The 19,197-nt window shown below is 44.2% G+C and carries 15 protein-coding genes; all 15 read right to left on the bottom strand.

Annotated features, from left to right (window positions below; translation table 11 throughout):
• Positions 1–18 precede the first annotated feature (18 nt).
• The 15 genes from LC036_RS08480 to LC036_RS08550 all read right to left on the bottom strand — a co-directional run bounded on the left by LC036_RS08480 (position 19) and on the right by LC036_RS08550 (position 19,148).
• Positions 19–993 carry an ABC transporter permease gene (locus LC036_RS08480; protein WP_226581005.1) on the bottom strand — a complete coding sequence of 325 codons (975 nt, stop codon included), beginning with the start codon at positions 991–993 and terminating at the stop codon, positions 19–21.
• Positions 986–2,476: a sugar ABC transporter ATP-binding protein gene (locus LC036_RS08485; protein ID WP_226581008.1), complete on the bottom strand. Its 1,491-nt coding sequence runs from the start codon at positions 2,474–2,476 to the stop codon at positions 986–988. Before LC036_RS08485 ends, LC036_RS08480 begins: the two co-directional genes overlap by 8 nt.
• 35 nt (positions 2,477–2,511) lie before the next feature.
• The gene (gene rbsD / locus LC036_RS08490; protein ID WP_226581011.1) at positions 2,512–2,910 is read right to left on the bottom strand and encodes a D-ribose pyranase; all 399 of its coding nucleotides are present in this window, start codon (positions 2,908–2,910) and stop codon (positions 2,512–2,514) included.
• A gap of 46 nt (positions 2,911–2,956) precedes the next feature.
• Positions 2,957–3,979 carry a LacI family DNA-binding transcriptional regulator gene (locus tag LC036_RS08495; protein WP_226581014.1) on the bottom strand — a complete coding sequence of 341 codons (1,023 nt, stop codon included), beginning with the start codon at positions 3,977–3,979 and terminating at the stop codon, positions 2,957–2,959.
• A gap of 415 nt (positions 3,980–4,394) precedes the next feature.
• Positions 4,395–7,274, bottom strand: coding sequence for a PQQ-binding-like beta-propeller repeat protein (locus tag LC036_RS08500; protein ID WP_226581017.1), 2,880 nt, complete (start codon positions 7,272–7,274; stop codon positions 4,395–4,397).
• Between the two features lie 248 nt (positions 7,275–7,522).
• Positions 7,523–8,170: a cyclase family protein gene (locus LC036_RS08505; protein WP_226581021.1), complete on the bottom strand. Its 648-nt coding sequence runs from the start codon at positions 8,168–8,170 to the stop codon at positions 7,523–7,525.
• Complete coding sequence (locus tag LC036_RS08510) at positions 8,148–8,969, bottom strand: carbon-nitrogen hydrolase family protein (protein ID WP_226581024.1); 822 nt, start codon at positions 8,967–8,969, stop codon at positions 8,148–8,150. The genes LC036_RS08505 and LC036_RS08510 overlap by 23 nt, the downstream gene beginning before the upstream one ends.
• A gap of 3 nt (positions 8,970–8,972) precedes the next feature.
• Positions 8,973–10,346, bottom strand: a complete 1,374-nt coding sequence (locus LC036_RS08515; RefSeq protein ID WP_226581027.1) for a purine-cytosine permease family protein — start codon at positions 10,344–10,346, stop codon at positions 8,973–8,975.
• Positions 10,347–10,468: 122 nt separating this feature from the next.
• Complete coding sequence (locus tag LC036_RS08520; RefSeq protein WP_226581030.1) at positions 10,469–11,920, bottom strand: aldehyde dehydrogenase family protein; 1,452 nt, start codon at positions 11,918–11,920, stop codon at positions 10,469–10,471.
• A 29-nt stretch (positions 11,921–11,949) separates the two neighbouring features.
• The gene (locus LC036_RS08525; RefSeq protein WP_413229859.1) at positions 11,950–13,347 is read right to left on the bottom strand and encodes a YjiH family protein; all 1,398 of its coding nucleotides are present in this window, start codon (positions 13,345–13,347) and stop codon (positions 11,950–11,952) included.
• 22 nt (positions 13,348–13,369) lie between these two features.
• Entirely contained in the window at positions 13,370–14,332 is a 963-nt protein-coding gene (gene speB, locus LC036_RS08530) for an agmatinase (protein WP_226581033.1), read from the bottom strand.
• A 30-nt stretch (positions 14,333–14,362) separates the two neighbouring features.
• Positions 14,363–15,778, bottom strand: a complete 1,416-nt coding sequence (locus LC036_RS08535) for an NAD-dependent succinate-semialdehyde dehydrogenase (RefSeq protein WP_226581036.1) — start codon at positions 15,776–15,778, stop codon at positions 14,363–14,365.
• Positions 15,779–15,793: 15 nt separating this feature from the next.
• Positions 15,794–17,143 (bottom strand): 4-aminobutyrate--2-oxoglutarate transaminase, encoded by a 1,350-nt coding sequence (gene gabT / locus LC036_RS08540; RefSeq protein ID WP_226581040.1) that lies wholly within the window; start codon positions 17,141–17,143, stop codon positions 15,794–15,796.
• A gap of 15 nt (positions 17,144–17,158) precedes the next feature.
• Positions 17,159–17,815, bottom strand: a complete 657-nt coding sequence (locus LC036_RS08545; protein WP_226581042.1) for a GntR family transcriptional regulator — start codon at positions 17,813–17,815, stop codon at positions 17,159–17,161.
• A 283-nt stretch (positions 17,816–18,098) separates the two neighbouring features.
• On the bottom strand, positions 18,099–19,148 hold the full coding sequence (locus LC036_RS08550; protein WP_226581044.1) for a lactonase family protein: 1,050 nt from the start codon (positions 19,146–19,148) through the stop codon (positions 18,099–18,101).
• Between the last annotated feature and the right edge of the window lie 49 nt (positions 19,149–19,197).

Consider the following 19,197-nt stretch of genomic DNA (forward strand, 5'->3'; position numbering starts at 1 on the left):
AATAAAATCCCTCCACTTTTACTTTTGTAATTTTGCCAGCTTACTATCAATTAAAACAGCGACTAAGATGACTAACCCTTTGGCAATATCTTGATAGAAAGGAGACACATTCGCTAAATTTAAAATATTGTCCAGCACCCCCATAATCAGGGCCCCTATCAACGTTCCTGTGACCCCGCCTTTACCACCAGTGAGTCTCGTACCTCCAATAATAACGGCAGCAATGGCGTCTAGTTCCATCATTGTTCCTGCATTGGGCTGCGCAGACATAAGTCGAGATGTATAAATTAAAGCAGAAATAGAAGCGAATAATCCGGTCAAGGCATAGACAGAAATTTTCAATTTATTGACCGCAATACCAGCAAGCCGGGCTGCTTCTTCATTTCCACCCACCGCATAAACATATCTTCCAAACGTGGTATTCTTCAAAACCCAGTGCATAATGGCAAAGATAACTAACATTAAAATAATAGGGAACGGAATACCAAAGATCTTTCCACTTCCAATAAAACGAAAAGCCGGATCTGATATGACGATGGGCGTCCCTTGAGTGAATACCAGCGTCATCCCTCTTGCAATAACCATGACTGCTAATGTAGCAATAAACGCTGGAACTTTTCCTAAAGATATAATCACACCATTTGCTGCGCCTAGTAAAAGACCAACGATAAGGGTAATGAGAATCGCCCAGGGCCAGGCAATTCCAGCCGATATGACACCGGCAACTACAGCTCCGGCAAAGGCCAGCACAGACCCGACGGAAAGGTCAATACCCGCTGTCAAAATGACCAGCGTCATCCCGACCGAAACGATCGCTACAATAGACACTTGTCGTAAAACGTTTAATAGATTCGGTACGGTAAGGAACGCATCAGAGATGAAGCTTGCTACAAGTAATAACAGAATAAAAATAAATAATACACGATACTTATCTAACAGCAGCGCTGTCTGAACCCATTTTGATTTTTGAGTTCCACCTTCTGACTCAGGCATTTGTGACTCCTCCACTTGCGTACTTGAAAATTCTTTCTTGTGTGGCTTCCTCTCCTGTAAGCTCACCTGCAACCTCTCCTTCATTCATAACTAGAATCCGGTTTGCCATTCCTAAGAGTTCCGGCATCTCAGAGGAAATCAATAGAACAGAAATTCCTTGTTCTGTTAAGTCGTGGACAATCCGGTAGATTTCCTGCTTTGCTCCTATATCAATGCCTCGTGTAGGTTCATTTAAAATAATGAGTTTAGGATCCATCTGCAGCCATTTACCCAGAACGACCTTTTGCTGGTTCCCTCCACTCAATTGACCTACCTCGGCATCAGAACCAGGGGTTTTTATTTTCAACTTTTTAATCCAATTGTCGGCAATGGAGGAGGTGACCTTTCGTTTGATGACCCCTCCCTGGGAAACCCGACGATAAAAAGGAAGTAATAGATTTTCGAATACGGATAGATCCAAAATCAGTCCTTCGTCTTTCCGGTCATCCGTAACTAAAGCAATTCCCGCATCAATGGCACCTTTGGGGGATACAATTTCTTTCCCCAGCATTTTCACGCTCCCCTGTTTATTGGCATATAGCCCAAAGAGCGCTTTTGAAAGTTCTGTTTTTCCGGAGCCCATAAGCCCGGCAACCCCCAGGACTTCTCCCTTTTTCATGCGGAATGAGACATGATGTAACTTCCCTTTCACCAACAAGTCATTCACTTCCAGAACTTCCTCAGTCTGCGGTTTTGATTTCTCAGGGAATAGGTTGGATAAATCTCGTCCTACCATCATAGACACCATGTCTTCCTTGGTGAGGTTTTCTATGTATTCGGAGCCTATATATTCTCCATCACGGAGCACCACTACCCTGTCAGCCACCCTCGTCACCTCTTCCAGGCGGTGAGTGATAAAGATGATCCCCATTCCCTGTTCCTTCAAGGATTCCATCAGCCGTAGCAGCTTATCCGTATCAGCATTGTTCAACGTTGCCGAAGGTTCATCCATAATGAGAATTTTCGCTTCAAACGATAAAGCCTTGGCAATCTCAATCAATTGTCGTTGAGCGATGGAACACTCAGAGATGAGTTGATCGGGAGAGATGAATTCCAACCCTACTTTCCCGAGCAGCTTTGCCGTTTCCTTTTTCATGGTTTTCCAATCAATAAGCCCTTTCGTTTTTGTCCATTCTCTTCCAAGAAAAATGTTCTCTGCGACTGATAGATCTTTTAATAGGTTAAACTCTTGGTGAATAATACTAATGTTTAAAGACTGAGAGTGTTTAGGATTTTGAATTTCAACTTCCTGACCTTCTAAAATGATCTGACCTGAGGTAGGTTGGTGAACGCCAGCCAGAATCTTCATTAACGTTGATTTCCCCGCTCCATTTTCCCCGAGTAATGCAACAATTTCTCCCTCATTAACAGAAAAATTGATTCCCCTTAACACCTGAATATGATTAAAAGACTTCGTAATGTTTTTCATCCTTAATAATTCCATCTTTAAAACCTTCTTTTGTATAGATTATTGGAACTTTAATAGACCACTCCGCCCACCAGAATGACATTCGCAAACGAGGTATGTTCTCCCGATCTTACTAACCCCCGCGCCTGCTTCGTACGCTGTTTGAAATCCACATGGGGAACATATTCGACTTCAACTCCATGTAAGCGCTTCAATATTTCTTCATGCATTTCTGGACTCTTCTCTCTAATCTCTTCCGCCATGATGACTTTTTCAATAGATAATTCGTTTAACACATTATCCAGTACCGTTAAGAATGGAACCATATCCTTCACTAAAGCCAGGTCCACCCTTGTTGTGACTTCTTCCGGCAAAGGTAAGCCCGCATCTGTCACGACCAGTTCGTCAGTGTGGCCCATTTCCGTTATCAACTTGTTTAATTCCGGATGTAATACCCCCGTCTTTTTCATGTCATCTCCTCCAAATGTAAACGTTTAGATTTTTATATAAAAAAATTTATTTGTACACTTGATTACTCGCATCCCGAATGACTAACTCAGGAGTTAAAATATACTCTCGCTTCGGAATGTGATCGCTCTCTGCGGCGTTCATACGTTCATAAAGCAGTTGAAAGGCAAGTTCGCCGATCTTTCTTTTCGGCCTTGTTACCATGGTTAATGCCGGCTTCATAAATGTCGCAATTTCTACATCATCAAATCCCAGAAACGTGACATCTCTACTTACTTCCCAATTTAATTGACGCATGGCTTTAAGAGCCCCGATACTCATTAAGTTGTTGCAGGAAAAAACAGCCGTGGGGCGGTCTTTGAGTGAGTGAAAATGATGAATGATAGAAAATCCACTGTTCTCCATAAAGTTGCCTTCCCCGATCCACTCTTCTTTTAAAGGAAGACCATACTCTTCTAAGGCTTTTTTATATCCTTTAAATCGCTCGTTCCCAGGTGTTGTTTCCTGAGGGCCCCTAATGATGGCAATCTTCTTGTGTCCCAGGTGGATAAGGTGTTTGACTGCCTCATAAGAACCTTCCTGATTCCCAGTTAGAACGGTATCCACGTCATATTCTTCAATCATACGGTCGACGGCGACAACAGGGATATTTGCATCCATCAAAGGCTGTAAATGCTTCCCTTTTTCATCTGCAGTCGTAATGACGACCCCATCCACCCCTCGTTCTATAAAATGCTTCATGATTTCTTTTTCTTTAACAAGGGATTCTCCAGAACTACTCAGCATGGTGAAATAATTCTTATCGATCGCTTTCTTCTCGATTCCGGCAATGACTTCAGGGAAAAATGGGTTGCATATGTCCGGAATAATGACCCCGATTGTCTTCGTTTCTTTACGAACCATACTCCTTGCAACCTGACTCCTTACATAGTTGAGTTCGTGAATAGCTCTTAAGATATCATCTTCTGTTTTTTTACGAACTCCTCCCTGGTTGTTAATGACTCGCGATACAGTTGCAACGGACACATTCGCTTTTTCAGCTACATCTAAAATGGTAGGCTTCTTTCCCATAGTATCTTCACCTTATCAATGTAAACGTTTAGATTTTTGTAACCGCTTTCAAATATCACTCTAGCACTAGGTTGTTTTAATTGCAAGAAAATTTAAACAACTAGTTATTTTGCCCTTCTCTTTTGTAATTAAGTGGTATCCACAGGCCCTAGATTAACGTGATATGGAGAACAGTACGCTCTTAAATTACTTACTTTCATATTTTCCACTTCATTGAATTTCTTAAGGAGGATTAAAAGAGAAGGATATAAACTTCATTCTCCAGCACGTTCTTTCCACCTTCATAAGGTAATTGATACTATCAATGGATGCAGTTTATCAAAGAGATTGAAAATACCAAACGCCCCCATGATACTCTTTATATGAAATGAAACATAAAAATGCTGCCCTTCAATGAAGAACAGCATTTTTTCACCTAATTTTCGATATTGTAAAATTTCACAGCAAACAAATTCATCCCAGGAGAATAAACGATCCCATTACCACCTAAAGTCAACGGACCGCCGAGTCTACCACTTACACCTTCACTTACGTAAGAGGATAATCTGTTATGTTGATCATCAAACACAACGATACTAGAAGTATCTGTCATAGAACTGTGTGAAGCCACGTATGTGTTACCAGACTCATCAAATGTAACAGGAGATGTTTGGTACTCCACGCCATAAAAGGCTTCTATTTTTTCCTTTCCAGGATCAATGATTGTAATTTTATCTGCTCCATTGATATAAATTTTCCCGTTGGGTGCGATTCTAGGTTCCGAGTGGTTAGAAGAAAGGTAGTCCGTTGACACACTCCATAATACCCCTTCTTCACCACTGTTCTGACCATTCGGGGATACCGCATAAAGCTTCCTACGTACGGAGGATAGAACATAAACGGTACCATCCTCAGCTACTTCCGGCTTCCTTCTTAAATAATGATCCTTCAAAAGTACTTCCACTTCGCCACGAGGGTCGATTTTGTACAAACTTCCGTCTGCGACGACAAAGGCGTGACCATGGCTTACTTCCACGTCTGATATCGATACTCCTCCTCCCTCTGGTATGAGGTTAGCTCCCCAAACAATCTCCCCTTCTTTCGTTACCGCATAAACAGAGGCTCCTTTATCGTTCGAAAAGTTTGAAGAAACAGGTACAATGAGGAGGTCATCCAGCATGGCCATGTTTCCTTTCACGTCGCCTAATTCAAAGGATTGTGGAGAAGACCACAGAGGATTATTATCCAAATCATAGGCCATCACTCCATCACTATTCTCTACAAAGATTTCACCTTCCTGAGTAACTACAGGAGAACGGAAGAATAACGGCCTTTTCCGCTCCCATCTCAGTTCGCCATCAGGATTTAAAGAAACGAAAGTTCCACCACTTTCGGTATAGTATAGATTCCCTTCAGGTCCGATTTTCACCTCCGAAGGTACGCCAATTTCCGTTCTTGTCCAAAGCAACTCCGATTCTAAAGGGTTTTCTGGTTCTGGATTTGGTTCTGGATTTGGTTCTGGATCTGGATCTGGCTCTTCAATACCAAGACAGGTTTCATTCCATTTTGGGGTTGGATCAACCATAGGAAACTCTTCATACACAATGAATTTCCACACGATATCAGAAGTGATATATCGCCCTGTTTTTAAGCAGAGGGGACCGTCTCCATCCTTTTTAACCTTTCCCATGACACCAGCAGCGTTTTCAGAGCTTATCAGACTCAGTTGATTATATTTCACATTAAGATCGAGCGTTGGTCCTGCTGCAGCGGTTCCTTCAAAGCCAAATTCAACAGGGTTTACTTGTACTCTTAAATCACTTCTGGGTTTTGTTGAAGTCTTCTTATACTTTATAATTCCTCTGTCATCCTTCTCCCCTACAATCCTCACACCTGTGTCTGCTTCAGCCGCTTCTTCCAGCCCTACCTCTAGATACCCCTGCCCTGAGGCGGTAACCTTCAGGCTTAGAATTACCTCAGCAGAAAAAGCATTCTTTATAGGGAACTTGATTGTTGCCAGCTTTATACTACGTTCATAATCAGCTGCCACATCCCCCTTCAAGTGCAGCTCAGAACTTTGTTTTGCATAAAGATCAATAGATCCACTCTTTAAAAAGAAATTCTCATATACGGTGCTGACTGAAAGCGTAGGACCTTCTATAAAAAATTCCCCTTCTAAACGTAAGGAGGCTGATTCATCATCCTGTTCATATTCCATCAGAGATTTATCGAACTTGAAAAGGTACTCATATCCGGTAATGGAAGCGTTCGCTGAGGAACGGAGGGACCTTATAGCAGGGCCTTGCTCCTCTTCTGAAATAGGAATGGCTTCCACTTCAATCCCCTCTTCCGTTACAAGATCATCCGGTGTAACAGACTTCGTGAAATCAAGGTCGACTTCAGAGAAAATCTCTTCGAAGGCCGGGTCTTCGGTCTGAATGATCAACAGATCCTCTGTTTCCTTCACGCCGGTTACCTTTAAAGAGAGCCCTTCTGGATACTCTTCTAATGAAGGGATCGATAAAATGTCTCCCACCTTGTAGTCTTCCAGGTTTTCATCTTTCTTTAATTGAATCTCTCCATCTTCAGTGATTTTTACAAGATTGTATAAGAAGTGGTCACCAACATTCTTCACATTCTCCATATAGGTGACATCAGCGACTGCCTCGTCCATCTCATGATTCAAATCTTCCTTAAGTTGATAGACCTGCGCATTAAGCATTTGATACGTAATTGGTTTGTTCGGTTGAAACTTCCCGTTGTTATGTAATGGTATATACCCCGCATCAAAAGCCGCCTTCACAAGAGAACGATGTTCCTTTACCTTTTTCTCATCTTTAAACAGCAGTTCTTCTGTGGAGCTGTTTAAATCAAGCAGTCTAGCTATCATGACCGCTGATTCGAGCTTTGTGATAGATTTTTGAGGCTGGAACTTTTCGTGGAATTCCTCCGGGATGATCCATCCGTTTTCAACAGCGGTATGGATATAAGGCAGGCTGTATACATGACTCAAATCTTTGAACGTGGTTGTCTTCTCCATAGTAAGAGGGAGATTGGAAGCTTTCACTAAAATTTTCACATAATCCTCACGGCTGACGGCCTGATTAGGATTTATCCTGCCTGAATGAGAATCCAAAAATCCCCCTTCTTCTAGTGCGGACAATTCGGTCGACTTCTCTCCCTTACCAGAAGATGATCCTGTTTTCCCTCCCTTTGCCAGTACACTTCCACTTACCAAAAACAACAAAAGCGTACAGAGCATAAAAACGATGGTGATTTTAAAAAACTTCATCTTCCCTAACCACTCCCTATTCATATAGTAAATACTCCTTAAAGCGTAGGACTTTCATACTTTAAAGTAAATGCTTTCTACAAAATAAGACACACACCTACAAGATTTATCCCACTTATGAACCCTGCTATTTGGAGTATCTTTTTTCGGCTTAAATTTCTCAAAAAAATAACTCGAACAACGAAGCACGTTTTAAGTGTCCATTGCTCGAGTTATCGTTTCCCCGTACCTTTTAAATTTTCACGCCATTGATACCATTCATAGCTGCTAAGCTATAGTTCCATCGCCACCGCCCGCACAGGCGAACCATCGATTCCCGATAACTTCAACGGAAATGCCGTTATAAAAGGCGCATCAAAATCGATCTGGTCAAAGTTCGTAAAGTTCTCACCAATAATTCCGTTCACACCCGTGATCGCTTCGTGTGCTTGAAAGCTGCTTCCATCAGGAGGATCGATGTTTAACGCATCGATAAAGAACGTCCTCACTCCTCTTTCCAACAGTTCATGAACGAGCTCAATGGTAAGGTAAGGATGTTCAAAATATAAGTCCGTCCCTACGTGGGCGTCCCAGCCGGTGTGAAATAAGACGATCTTTCCGGGTTGAAGTTTATCTAAACCATCCCGTATATCGTCTATCGTAATGCCGGCACCGGGGTTCTTATCGGTTACATCGAGGACAACCCCTTCCCCTGCAAAATGGTCCAGTGACACTTCATCGATTTTCTTTCCATCTTTGACAATATGATAAGGCGCATCGACATGTGTACCAGTATGGGACCCGATATTCAGCTCACTGACATTGTAGCCGTGCTCTTCTATATTGGCAGCCGAGCATAAATGGGGCTTCGGATCCCCAGGGTAAACGGGGGTTTCATTGGTGACCGGAATAGAGAGGTCAACAATTTTTTTGATTTGCATAGGAATCCTTCCTTTCAAAGACTTCTGGTCTCCGGTCGTTATTCATCGTAAAGAAACGATCCTTCCAATCGATAATGGTGCGATAATCAATGGTGGTAACGACCAGCTTGTCTTTTATTTGTTCATACTCTGAGATTACCGTTCCGTCAGGGCTGTAAACTCTGGACTGTCCAAAGAAAGATAACCGGCCTGAATCTCCTGTATGGTTACACGCAGCCACATAGGCTGTCGTATCTATCGCTCTTGCTGATGCAAAGGAGGCAAATGGATTCTCATAAGGAGACTCCCATGCACTAGGTGCTAAAATCAGTTCAACGTTCTGCTTTGATAAATACGCCGCGTATTCAGGAAAAGCCAGGTCCCAGCAGATCATAAGAGCGATTTTTCCTATAGGTGTTTGGACGACCACCGGATCCTCTCCGCCTTTAAAAAATTCCTTCTCAGGCGGAGTCAGGTGAATCTTCCGGTAGTGAGCAACAAACTCACCATTATGATCAAGAAGAACCGTCGAATTATAAAGATCGCCGGAAGAAGCTCTCTCTACATAGCCATAGAGGAGATAAACCCCTCCTTTTCTCGCTGCAGTTGACATCCGTTCATAAACCGGACCGAACTTTTCTTCTGCCACATCATGCAGCGCAGGCGATAAAAAATAGCCGGTTGCAGCAAGCTCTGGAAAAACGATCAGATCTACATTCTTGTTCATGCAACGTTCGATATCTTCTTCCATCCGCCTAATATTGGCGTCTTTATCACCTGGTGTATAGGCGTGCTGACTGAGAGCAATGGTAACGCTCATGTTTTATAACCCTCCTACGTTCTTCATAGATGGATCTTCCTTCGTCTGTGCTGATTTTTGATACATCAGTTTCATCAATACCCAGTAGAGTCCTCCTGAGAATAGAAAAGTTAAAATGGTAGCTCCTGTCACCAGCGGTGTGATGTAAGTGAAATAGTAGGCGAATACAGCCCCAAGAATATACGCAGAAAAAGCAGCGATATTGATTCCTTTTGAATACATATACGTACCCTTCGCATTGGAGTAGATTTCTTCCGCATCATATTCTGCTTTTTTCAATAAAAAGTAATCGACGAGAATAATAGAAAAGACAGGGATGAACATAGTCGCGATAAGCAAAACAAAGTTATAGAAGTTGGCCATCAGCGTCTCTTTCAATAAAGCACCCAGTGTACATAAGATTCCCATAACCAGGGCGGGCTTCCAGAAACCGACCTTTGGAATAACCGTCATAAAGGACATGGTCGCACTGTATAACGCCATGACGTTTGTAGAAAGAACAGAGAAGAAGACGACAATGGCAGCAACAAGGCCGAAACCATATTGGGATAACAACACGGTAGGATCATACGTCTGTTCCATTCCAGACAAAATACTGAACCCGCTTACCGTTGCTCCAAGCCCCATTGCAATAAGAGAAGCTAAAATATAACCGATATAGGTTCCAAGCATCCCTTTTTTCTCTGACGTACAGTTCCGGTTAAAGTCACAGACAGAGGACATCCAGGAGAAGGCTGTCGCTACGACAATATCAAAAGCGATAATCGCCGTTACTTCAGGATTCTCACTCATTGGGATGGATAATAGAGACCCCACCTCATATGTAGTAAACAACTTGAAGAAGACGACAAAGGACAAAATCAACATCGCAATCGATACCCATTTCTCCAGCTGCTCGACTCCGCGGTGACCATAAATCGTAATCGCAACAACAATCAGTTCTGTCAGGAGGACAAACAGATTAATATTGCTGTATCCAGTCATATATTCAATCGCATAGTTTAAACTCAGCCCTGCCATATACGCTTGAATCCAGCTCCAGCCGATAAGTACGATAGTATTGGCAACGGCAGGAAGCACAGCACCTCTTTGACCGAACGCCGCACGGCTCATAACCATGGTCGGCAGGCCGGTTCTAGTTCCGATTAAGCCTGTCAGAACAAGTGGAATGGCACCAATTAATGATCCTAAAAGAATCGCCCACATCGCAGTCGTATACGAAATACTAGGAATGAACAACATTCCGGTTAATACAGAAGTGATGACGACATTAGCCGCCAGCCATAAAGTAAACGTCTTAAAAAAAGTCATGGTTCTTGCATTCTTTGGTGTCGGACGAACATTATCATTACCAAAATTCTCAATCCAGTCAGCCATGATCTAACCACCTTTTATTTTTAATTTTCTGTAAATTAAAGACAAAAAAAGAACGTTTCTTGACTTAGTAACCCCTTTTACCGCAAAGGCTCACTAAAAATGACCTCTGCGGTAAAAGGGGATTACGCATACCAGCCGGGAGATGCTAATGTCCGGTTGATATTCAAATGTTTGGTCTCGGTAAAAGCATAAAGACCTTGAGGACCAAGTTCTCTGCCGATCCCGCTTTGTTTATAGCCACCCCATGAAGCTTCTATATAAGGGATATGATAGTTGTTCACCCACACCGTGCCTGCCTGGAGCTTAGATCCTACTCTTTCTGCTCTTTCAATATCAGCGGAAAGTACACCCGCGGCCAGACCGTAGATGGTGTCGTTCGCTAAATAGACCGCTTCTTCTTCATCCTTAAACGGCTGAATTGTAATCACCGGCCCAAAGATTTCTTCCTGGACAATGCTCATTTCCTGCGTGACATCTGCAAAAACGGCGGGACGCATGTAATAGCCTTTGTCCTGAAGGATCTCTCCACCATATAAGGTCGCGCCTTCTTCTACACCTTTCTTTAAATAGCCCGTTACTTTCTCAAAATGGGAGCGGTTGATGATCGGTCCCATCTCAGTGGAATCATCCATGGGATCTCCTACGTTGATTTCTTCTATTCTCTCTTTCAACCGCTGGAGCACCTCAGGATAAATCGACTCCTGTACGAGTATTCTTGAAGAAGCGACACAGACTTCTCCCTGATTGAAGTAGCCTCCAAACAAAATCCATTCCACTGCGTTGTTGATTTCTGCATCATCAAACACAAGGAGCGGAGATTTGCCTCCTAATTCAAGCGAAACCCTTTTTAAAGAGCGCGCGCATGTTTCATTGATCTTCCGTCCTGTTTCCGATCCACCCGTAAATGATACTTTGTCGGTCAGCGGGTGGGTGACCAGTGAGTCCCCCACCGGGTCACCGTCTCCTAAGACGACATTAAAGACGCCTTCAGGAAGATCGATCCGATCGAAGATTTCTACGACCTTTAAGATAGATAGCGGCGTGACTTCTGAAGGTTTAAAAACAACGGTATTCCCTGCCGCCAAAGCAGGGGCAATCTTCCACATTCCGAGTAAGAGTGGGAAATTCCACGGCACAATCAGGGCACAAACGCCGATCGGTTCCCGTAAGATCCAGCTGGATGTGCCGTCATCCATCGAGATATCTTTCGGCGTTTCTTGTTCGATAAGGCCGGCATAGTAACGCAGACAAGTGACTGTATCCTCAACATCGATGACGGATTCTCTGATCGGCTTTCCGGTGTTCCGTGATTCGATCTCCGCTATTTCATCGGCAGCTGCTTCAATTCCATCGGCAGCCTTCCTTAGAAATTCTGTGCGCTTCTTTTTATTTGTTGACCAGTCTGTTCTTGTAAAAGCTTCACGCGCTGCATGGACAGCTTTTTCCGTCTGTTCTTTAGAAGCTTCTTGAATCGTTTGGATGACTTGTTCGTTATGCGGATTGGTGAGTACTCTTTCTTTTCCGTCCCCAGACTCCCAGGTTCCATTGATATAGACGTGTTTTTCTGTAGACATTCCATTCCTCTCCTTTTTCATAGGTCACCTTAAAAAAAGAACAGGTGCGCCATAATGGCGATAATCGGCAGTGTAATTAATGTTCGCTGCAGGAAAATGACAATAAGGTCTACCATACCGACAGGGATCTTTGATTTAATCAGCAGAATTCCTACTTCAGACATATAAATCAGCTGCGTGACAGATACAGCGGCAATGACAAATCTGGACAGTTCACTCTCGATCCCGCTTCCTACAACGGCAGGCAGGAACATGTCAGCGAAACCGACCAGCATGGCTGGAGCCGTTTCTACCGGGGAAGGGATCTGCAAAAGCTGCAGAAGACCTACGACCGGGTACGAAAGATAATTAAATACCGGCGTAAATTCCGCTAAAATCAGTGCGAGTGTTCCAAGGGCCATGACTAAAGGAAGCAGCCCGAACCAAATATCGAGGACATTTTGGAAGCCCTGTTTAGCGATCTGCTTAAAGCTGGTGATGTTCTGGACTTTTTCTAATGCTTTTTTTAGTCCCCACTGAAAATCAGACGTATTCTCAGGAACAGCTTCACTGATTTGTTGTCCAACGGGTTCATAATATTCGTCTTTTTTCTTAGAGAGAGGAGGGATACGCGGACACATAACAGCAGCTGCAAGACCGGCTACGACGATGGTTGCATAAAACGGAACAAACATATGTTCAAGTCCGATGAAGGTAATGACGACTAAGCTGAAGGCAATCGAAGCGACGGAGAAAGTGGTCGAGATGACGGCTGCTTCCCGCTTCGTATAGAAACCTTCTTCGTATTGTCTTGTTGTAATGAGGACGCCTACTGTTCCACTGCCCATCCATGAAGCGAAGGCATCAATGGAAGAACGGCCGGGCAGCTTAAAAAGCGGATACATGATTTTTCGAAAGATCGAACCGACAAACTCCATCAAGCCAAACTCTAACATTAAGGGCATAAGTAAACCTGCAAACAAAAACCATGTTGTCAGGACTGGAATTAAGGAATAAAGGACGGTTCCTCCAGTAATATCGGCGTACAGCCAGCCCGGCCCCCATTGAAAGATCGTGCAGATGGCAAATACGGCCCCTATCGTCCGGATGATCAGCCAAAACGGATGGATCAAAAATAAGGATTGTAGAAAGTCAGATTTCATTATCCACCTGGGTTTGGCGGCCATCGTGTAGGCCGCCCCCAGAGCAGATAAGGTTAAAATGATAGTCATGAAAATATAAAGGTACCCTTCAAAAAAGGATTGAAGAAATTCAGCCATAATCCCGACACCAATCGTGACTTTTCCATTGTAATAGATGGGTACTAAGAAGAGCAGAGCACCAAGTACCGATGGAATGATAAACATCCGGTAATCTCTTTTCGTGAAAGACGACGCGTCTGTTCCTTCCTGCCAATGGTCCACTTTTTCCTGCGAGTTCACGTGCATTCCCCCTTTTCAAAAATGGTGTTTATCTGGTTAAAGCCTTTTGTTCGGCTCTCTTTTTCATGGCGACAAGGCTGATCATTTCATACCCTACAGCAGAAGCGAGTCCAGCAGTAATATCGCCGGCATCATAGGTTGGCAGGACTTCGACTAGATCAAACCCTACAAGGTTAAGTCCGTGCAGACCTCTGACACATTCCAACGCTTCATAACTGGTCGGGCCGGCTACTTCAGGCGTTCCCGTACCAGGCGCATAAGCCGGATCTACAAAGTCAATGTCGAAGCTGACAAACACCGGGTGATCAGGGCCGATTTTCTCATGAACCCGCTCCAATACTTTTTCAACACCCATTCGGCGGACATCATTCATCGTCAATACCTCAAAGCCCATGTCTTCAGCATCTTTGATGTCTTCCGGTCCGTAGAGAGGTCCCCGCAGACCGATTTGAATCGAACGGTCCATATCCAAAAGGCCTTCTTCTGCTGCTCGACGGAATGGCGTACCGTGCATATACTTCTCTCCAAAGTAGTTGTCCCAGGTGTCCCCGTGGCTGTCAAAATGGACAAAAGCCATCTTGCCATACTTCTTATGGAAGGCGCGCAAGTTTCCTAAGGATATGGAGTGGTCGCCTCCTAAGATGATCGGAGTAACGGATTTTTCGAGGAGCGGCTCAAGCCCTTCCACGATATTGTCGTATGTACGGTGAATGTTGCCTGGAATGACATCAATATCGCCATAATCCACACCAGAAGCGTAATCGAAGATATTGACATCCTGATCCGGATTGTAAGGGCGGAGCAGTACCGATGAATTACGGATATGCTGCGGGCCGCCTCTCTGCCCGGTGCGGTTTGAAGCGGCTGTATCAAAAGGAACACCAAGGACGGCGAAATCAACATTTTCCTCTGTTTTAACGGCTTCTAATCTCATAAATGTGCTCACTCCGCAAAAGCGTGGAGATAAGGAAGAATCTTTTGGTTTATACATCTAAAAAACTCCTTTTCTATTTGTGATAGATTACAGACCCAAAGAGATATATTTCGTTTCAAGATATTCCTCTATGCCCTGTGGACCGCCTTCTCTTCCCATGCCACTTTCTTTAAACCCTCCAAATGGAGCCTGAGCGGCAGATGGTGATCCGTCATTCACACCGACGATGCCATAATCAAGAGCCTCTGACAGCGTAAGTGCCTTACTCATATTTTCCGTGAATAGATAAGCAGCCAGGCCGAACGGTGTATTATTGGCACGTTCAATCGCATCTTCATCACCTTTGAAAGATGTGATTGGAACGACAGGCCCAAACGTTTCTTCGTTCATACAAAGCATCGAATCATCCACATTTTTCAAAACCGTCGGAGGCATAAACAGGCTTCCCTCTAACTGCTCAACTTCGCCTCCTGTGACCAGTTCCGCTCCATGCTCGATTGCATTTTCTATATGTTTTGCCACCTTATCGCACGCCGCTTGATTGATCAGCGGGCCGATATCTGTCTCAGGGTCCATGCCATCGCCGACTTTCAACGCTTCGACCGCCAGTTTTAATTTATCGGTAAATTCATCAATGATTGATTCATGCACGAAGAAACGGTTCGAGCAGATACAGGTCTGGCCGGCATTTCTAAATTTAGAAGCAACCGCTCCTGCAACCGCTTTGTCTACGTCAGCATCTGCAAGGACGACAAAGGGTGCCTGTCCACCAAGCTCCAGTGAAATTCGTTTCATGGTGTCAGCCGACTTTTTCATCAGCAGCTTCCCAACCTCAGTCGAACCTGTGAATGAGAGTTTTCTCACTCTCGAATCAGACAGCCATACCTCACTGATCGTTTCAGCATCGCCCGTCAAAATATTGATCAATCCAGGAGGAGCGCCTGCTTCAGTGGCAAGCTCTACCAACCTGATCGCTGTTAACGGCGTCTCTTCTGCTGGTTTAATCAGAACCGTGCATCCTGCTGCTATCGCAGGGGCAATTTTTCTAGTAATCATAGCGGCCGGAAAATTCCAAGGAGTAATGGCTGCCACAACGCCTACCGGCTGCTTTTGAACGAGAATCCGCTTATCCGGTTTTGAAGCCGGAATCGTCTGTCCATAAACACGCTTCGCTTCCTCGGCAAACCAGGAAATATAGCTGTTCGCATAACCAATTTCGCCTTTTGCCTCTTTGAGCGGTTTTCCTTGTTCCTTTGTCATGATCTCCGCCAGTTCTTCGGTGTGCTCTTCAATTAGATGGAACCATCTGTGAAGAAAGGCTGCCCGTTCATCGGCTGTCGTCTTTCTCCAGACAAGATAGGAACGATGGGCGGCATCGATGGCAAGCCTGGCTTCACGCTCCCCGGCATCCGGTACAGAAGCCACTACTTCTTGATTGATTGGATTATAGACAGGGAAGGTCTTCTCCGTCTGCACCTGTTCTCCGTCAATAACGATATTCATAGGGAACCCTCCTTCTTATGCGTGTTGTGGTGTGTAACAGTTTTTCATCGCTTTTTCTAAAATGGAAAGTCCTTCGTCCAATTCTTCATCAGTAATGACAAGCGGCATTAAGAAGCGGATGACATTTCCATACAAACCTGCTCCTAACACTAAGAGCCCTGCATGCTGAGCTTCTGCAATGATTTTTTGTGTCAGCGGTTTATCCGGTGCCTTCGTTTCCCGGTCTTCCACTATTTCTACAGCAACCATCGCTCCAAGACCACGTACTTCGCCGATACAATCCAGATCTTCAGACAAGCGGTTAAACCTGTCTTTCACAACCTCGCCAATATGAAGGGCACGATCGTTCAACCCTTCATTTTCAATGACCTCAATGGCCGCTAAAGCAGCGCGGCAGCCCAGTGGATTCCCGCTGTATGTACCGCCAAGCTCACCAGCACCCGCAGCATCCATGATTTCGCTTCGCCCAATGACGCCGCTGATTGGTGTTCCGGCTCCAAGCGACTTGGATACGGTAATCAAATCAGGAGTGACATCATAGTGATCAATCGCGAAATATTTCCCCGTACGTCCAAACCCTGTTTGAATCTCATCGGCGACAAAGAGAATGCCATGTTCCTCACAGAGGGCTTTCACAGCCTGGACAAAACGTTGTTCAGGAACAATAAATCCTCCCTCGCCCTGAACAGGCTCCATCACAACGGCGGCAATCGTCTCCGGCGCAACTTCTGTCAAAAGAAACTTCTTGAATTCCTCAATCATAAAATTGGTGTACGCTTCCTCTGTCATCTCACGAGGTTTACGGTATGGATACGGGAACGGGGCTTTATATACCTCCGGCGCAAACGGTCCAAAGCCAAACTTATAAGGCTTCACCTTGCTCGTCATCGACATCGTCATTAGTGTCCTACCGTGGAAAGCGTTTTCAAAAGTCACTACCGCCTGTCTTCCCGTATACTTTCTCGCCACCTTCACCGCATTCTCAACCGCTTCGGCCCCGCTGTTCTGCAGTAATACCTTCTTATCATGAGAACCCGGAGCAAGAGCGGCCAATTTTTCAGCAAGCTCGATATACGGTTCATACATCATGACGTTGAATCCTGTATGAATATACTGATCCACTTGATCATGCAGCGCTTTTGTCACTGTCGGATGGCAGTGACCGACGTTGATCGTCCCGATCGCACCGGCAAAATCAATGAACGTATTTCCATCCACATCGGTCACCTTCGCGCCATCTGCCTTCGCAGCAAACGTCGGAATACCGTAACTGACCGCATTCGGTACAATTTGATGACGCCTCTCTAATAGCTCACTTGCCTTTGGACCCGGGATATTCGTTTCAATAGAAGCATGCGTTGTCATGGATTTATTCCTCCTCTAATTAAAAATCGATGTTCTTTCAGCAAGATCATTCAGAGTAGAAAGCATATGGGATTCAATCGCTTTTTTAGCCGCTGCAGCGTCCCGTTTTTTCAGTGCCTTCACCACTTCCCGGTGCTCCGGTACAGAAAGGACCTGATCCATCGGCGTTGTGTAGAAGTTGTCTCTCAGAATCAAATAGCAGTCCGCCCATTGGTTCAGCCTTTCCACTTCCTGCAGAAGAAACTTGTTCCCAGCGACTTTAGCCGGATATGCATGAATATGAGAGTTGATTCGCAGGAACTCTTCATAGTCCTTGTCCTCATAAGCCTTTACTTCTTCTTTAAGCAGCTCGTCCAGCTCTTTGAAATGCTCATCCGTCATTTGATGGATCGCTGACTCTGCAGCATAGCTCTCAAGCACAATGCGGAGATTAAACACATCTTCAAGCTCTTTATCAGACGGACTGCAGACAAAAGCACCCCTGTGTGGAACGAGTTCAATCAGTCCCTCGTTTTCAAGCTTGGTAAATGCAGCCCGGATCGGAGTCCGGCTCATCTCCAGCTCATTGCTCACCCAGTCTTCGGTTACTCTCTGACCCGGCACCAGGCGTTTCAGCATAATGGCGCGTTTAATTTTTTCATAAGCGATCGCTTCGTTTTTCTTTTTATTCATTTTCTCTACCACCATTGTGTTTAAAGATTGTATACAATTTCTATATACAACAAGTCTATAATAAAAATTATCAGATTTCTACAATTTTTCTGAAAATAAATCTTTTGGATCGATTCCAGTCCTGTCCTTATAGGAACGAAAAGATGAATTTTTTATCAGTAAAGTAACAAGGGTGATTAAGTAGAGACCCTTGAATGTATTAACGGTTATACATTCAAAAAAAGCCTTAAGACAGAGATCTCTGTCTTAAGGCTTTTTTTGTTTAAATATGAAGCTGTTTTACTTAAGCACCAGTCGTAAACTTCACACAAACCGGTTCAGGAACATACACATCGGATTGAACGAGGGTCAGCTTTCCAGTTTCTTTGTCTCTTTCAAACAATGTCATCGTGTTTGATTTCTGGTTCGTTGCAATCAAGAATTCTTCTGAAGGGTCCAGGACAAAATCACGCGGCCAGTTTCCTTCTGTGGATGTCCAGTCAATAAACGTTAATTCACCAGAGTCCTGGTCGACTTTATAAACCGCAATCGTGTTATGACCGCGGTTTCCAGCATAAACGAATTGTCCATCAGAAGAAATATGAATCGCACTGCCATCATTTGTTTCATTAAAGTCTGTAGGAATTGTTGAGATTGCCTGCTGTTGAGTGAAGCTTCCGTCTTTCTCATCGTATTGAAGCACAAGAACCTCTGAACTCAATTCGGTCATTACATAAGCGATCTTCTGATTCGGATGGAATGTGATATGGCGAGGGCCTGAGCCAGGAGCTGTATTGAACACTTGCGCTTCATTCAACTTCCCATTATCAGCAACATACGTAATGACTCGGTCACTTCCAAGATCAATCGCAATCACATATTTTTCATCCGGTGTAAAACCAGCATAGTGCATGTGCGGTTTTTCCTGACGTTCATGTGGACCCGTACCTTCATGTTCCACTACGGAAGTGGCAGGGTTCAAGAATCCATCTTCGTTCGTTAAGTAAGAAGCAATTTTCGTTGTATGATAATTGGCTGTCACTACTGTGTTTGTTTCATGATCGACACTCACGTGACAGGGAGGAGACCCGGCAGCAAATTGATCATTTAATTTCGTTAACTCACCCGTTTCTTCATGAATGGAGAAAGCTGTTACACCGCCATTTTCTCCGTCCTTTGTGACCGCATATAAATTTTTATTATCGTCACTTACGGTAACGTAGGTTGGGTTACCAAGCTCTGCCGCCAGCTTCACACCGCTTAGTTCTTTATTGTCTGTATCGAGTGTGAACTGATAAACGCCTTTACTATCTTGTTTCGTATACGTTCCAACATATCCTGTGTACTTTGTCATTGTAAAACTCCTTTTACGATTAGTATGGAGACCTCACTAGTTAAGCGTT

It is taken from the genome of Halobacillus litoralis (genome assembly GCF_020524025.1).
Lineage (GTDB): Bacteria > Bacillota > Bacilli > Bacillales > Halobacillaceae > Halobacillus > Halobacillus litoralis_D.

Bases quoted from the DNA above. Each gene is read 5' to 3' on its own strand.
- LC036_RS08495 (WP_226581014.1), bottom strand. From the start codon at position 3,979: ATGGGAAAGAAGCCTACCATTTTAGATGTAGCTGAAAAAGCGAATGTG.
- LC036_RS08510 (WP_226581024.1), bottom strand. From the start codon at position 8,969: ATGAGCGTTACCATTGCTCTCAGTCAGCACGCCTATACACCAGGTGAT.
- LC036_RS08535 (WP_226581036.1), bottom strand. From the start codon at position 15,778: ATGAATATCGTTATTGACGGAGAACAGGTGCAGACGGAGAAGACCTTC.
- rbsD (WP_226581011.1), bottom strand. From the start codon at position 2,910: ATGAAAAAGACGGGGGTATTACATCCGGAATTAAACAAGTTGATAACG.
- LC036_RS08485 (WP_226581008.1), bottom strand. From the start codon at position 2,476: ATGGAATTATTAAGGATGAAAAACATTACGAAGTCTTTTAATCATATT.
- speB (WP_226581033.1), bottom strand. From the start codon at position 14,332: ATGTATAAACCAAAAGATTCTTCCTTATCTCCACGCTTTTGCGGAGTG.
- LC036_RS08515 (WP_226581027.1), bottom strand. From the start codon at position 10,346: ATGGCTGACTGGATTGAGAATTTTGGTAATGATAATGTTCGTCCGACA.
- LC036_RS08480 (WP_226581005.1), bottom strand. From the start codon at position 993: ATGCCTGAGTCAGAAGGTGGAACTCAAAAATCAAAATGGGTTCAGACA.
- LC036_RS08505 (WP_226581021.1), bottom strand. From the start codon at position 8,170: ATGCAAATCAAAAAAATTGTTGACCTCTCTATTCCGGTCACCAATGAA.
- LC036_RS08520 (WP_226581030.1), bottom strand. From the start codon at position 11,920: ATGTCTACAGAAAAACACGTCTATATCAATGGAACCTGGGAGTCTGGG.
- LC036_RS08525 (WP_413229859.1), bottom strand. From the start codon at position 13,347: ATGCACGTGAACTCGCAGGAAAAAGTGGACCATTGGCAGGAAGGAACA.
- LC036_RS08545 (WP_226581042.1), bottom strand. From the start codon at position 17,815: ATGAATAAAAAGAAAAACGAAGCGATCGCTTATGAAAAAATTAAACGC.
- gabT (WP_226581040.1), bottom strand. From the start codon at position 17,143: ATGACAACGCATGCTTCTATTGAAACGAATATCCCGGGTCCAAAGGCA.
- LC036_RS08550 (WP_226581044.1), bottom strand. From the start codon at position 19,148: ATGACAAAGTACACAGGATATGTTGGAACGTATACGAAACAAGATAGT.
- LC036_RS08500 (WP_226581017.1), bottom strand. From the start codon at position 7,274: ATGAATAGGGAGTGGTTAGGGAAGATGAAGTTTTTTAAAATCACCATC.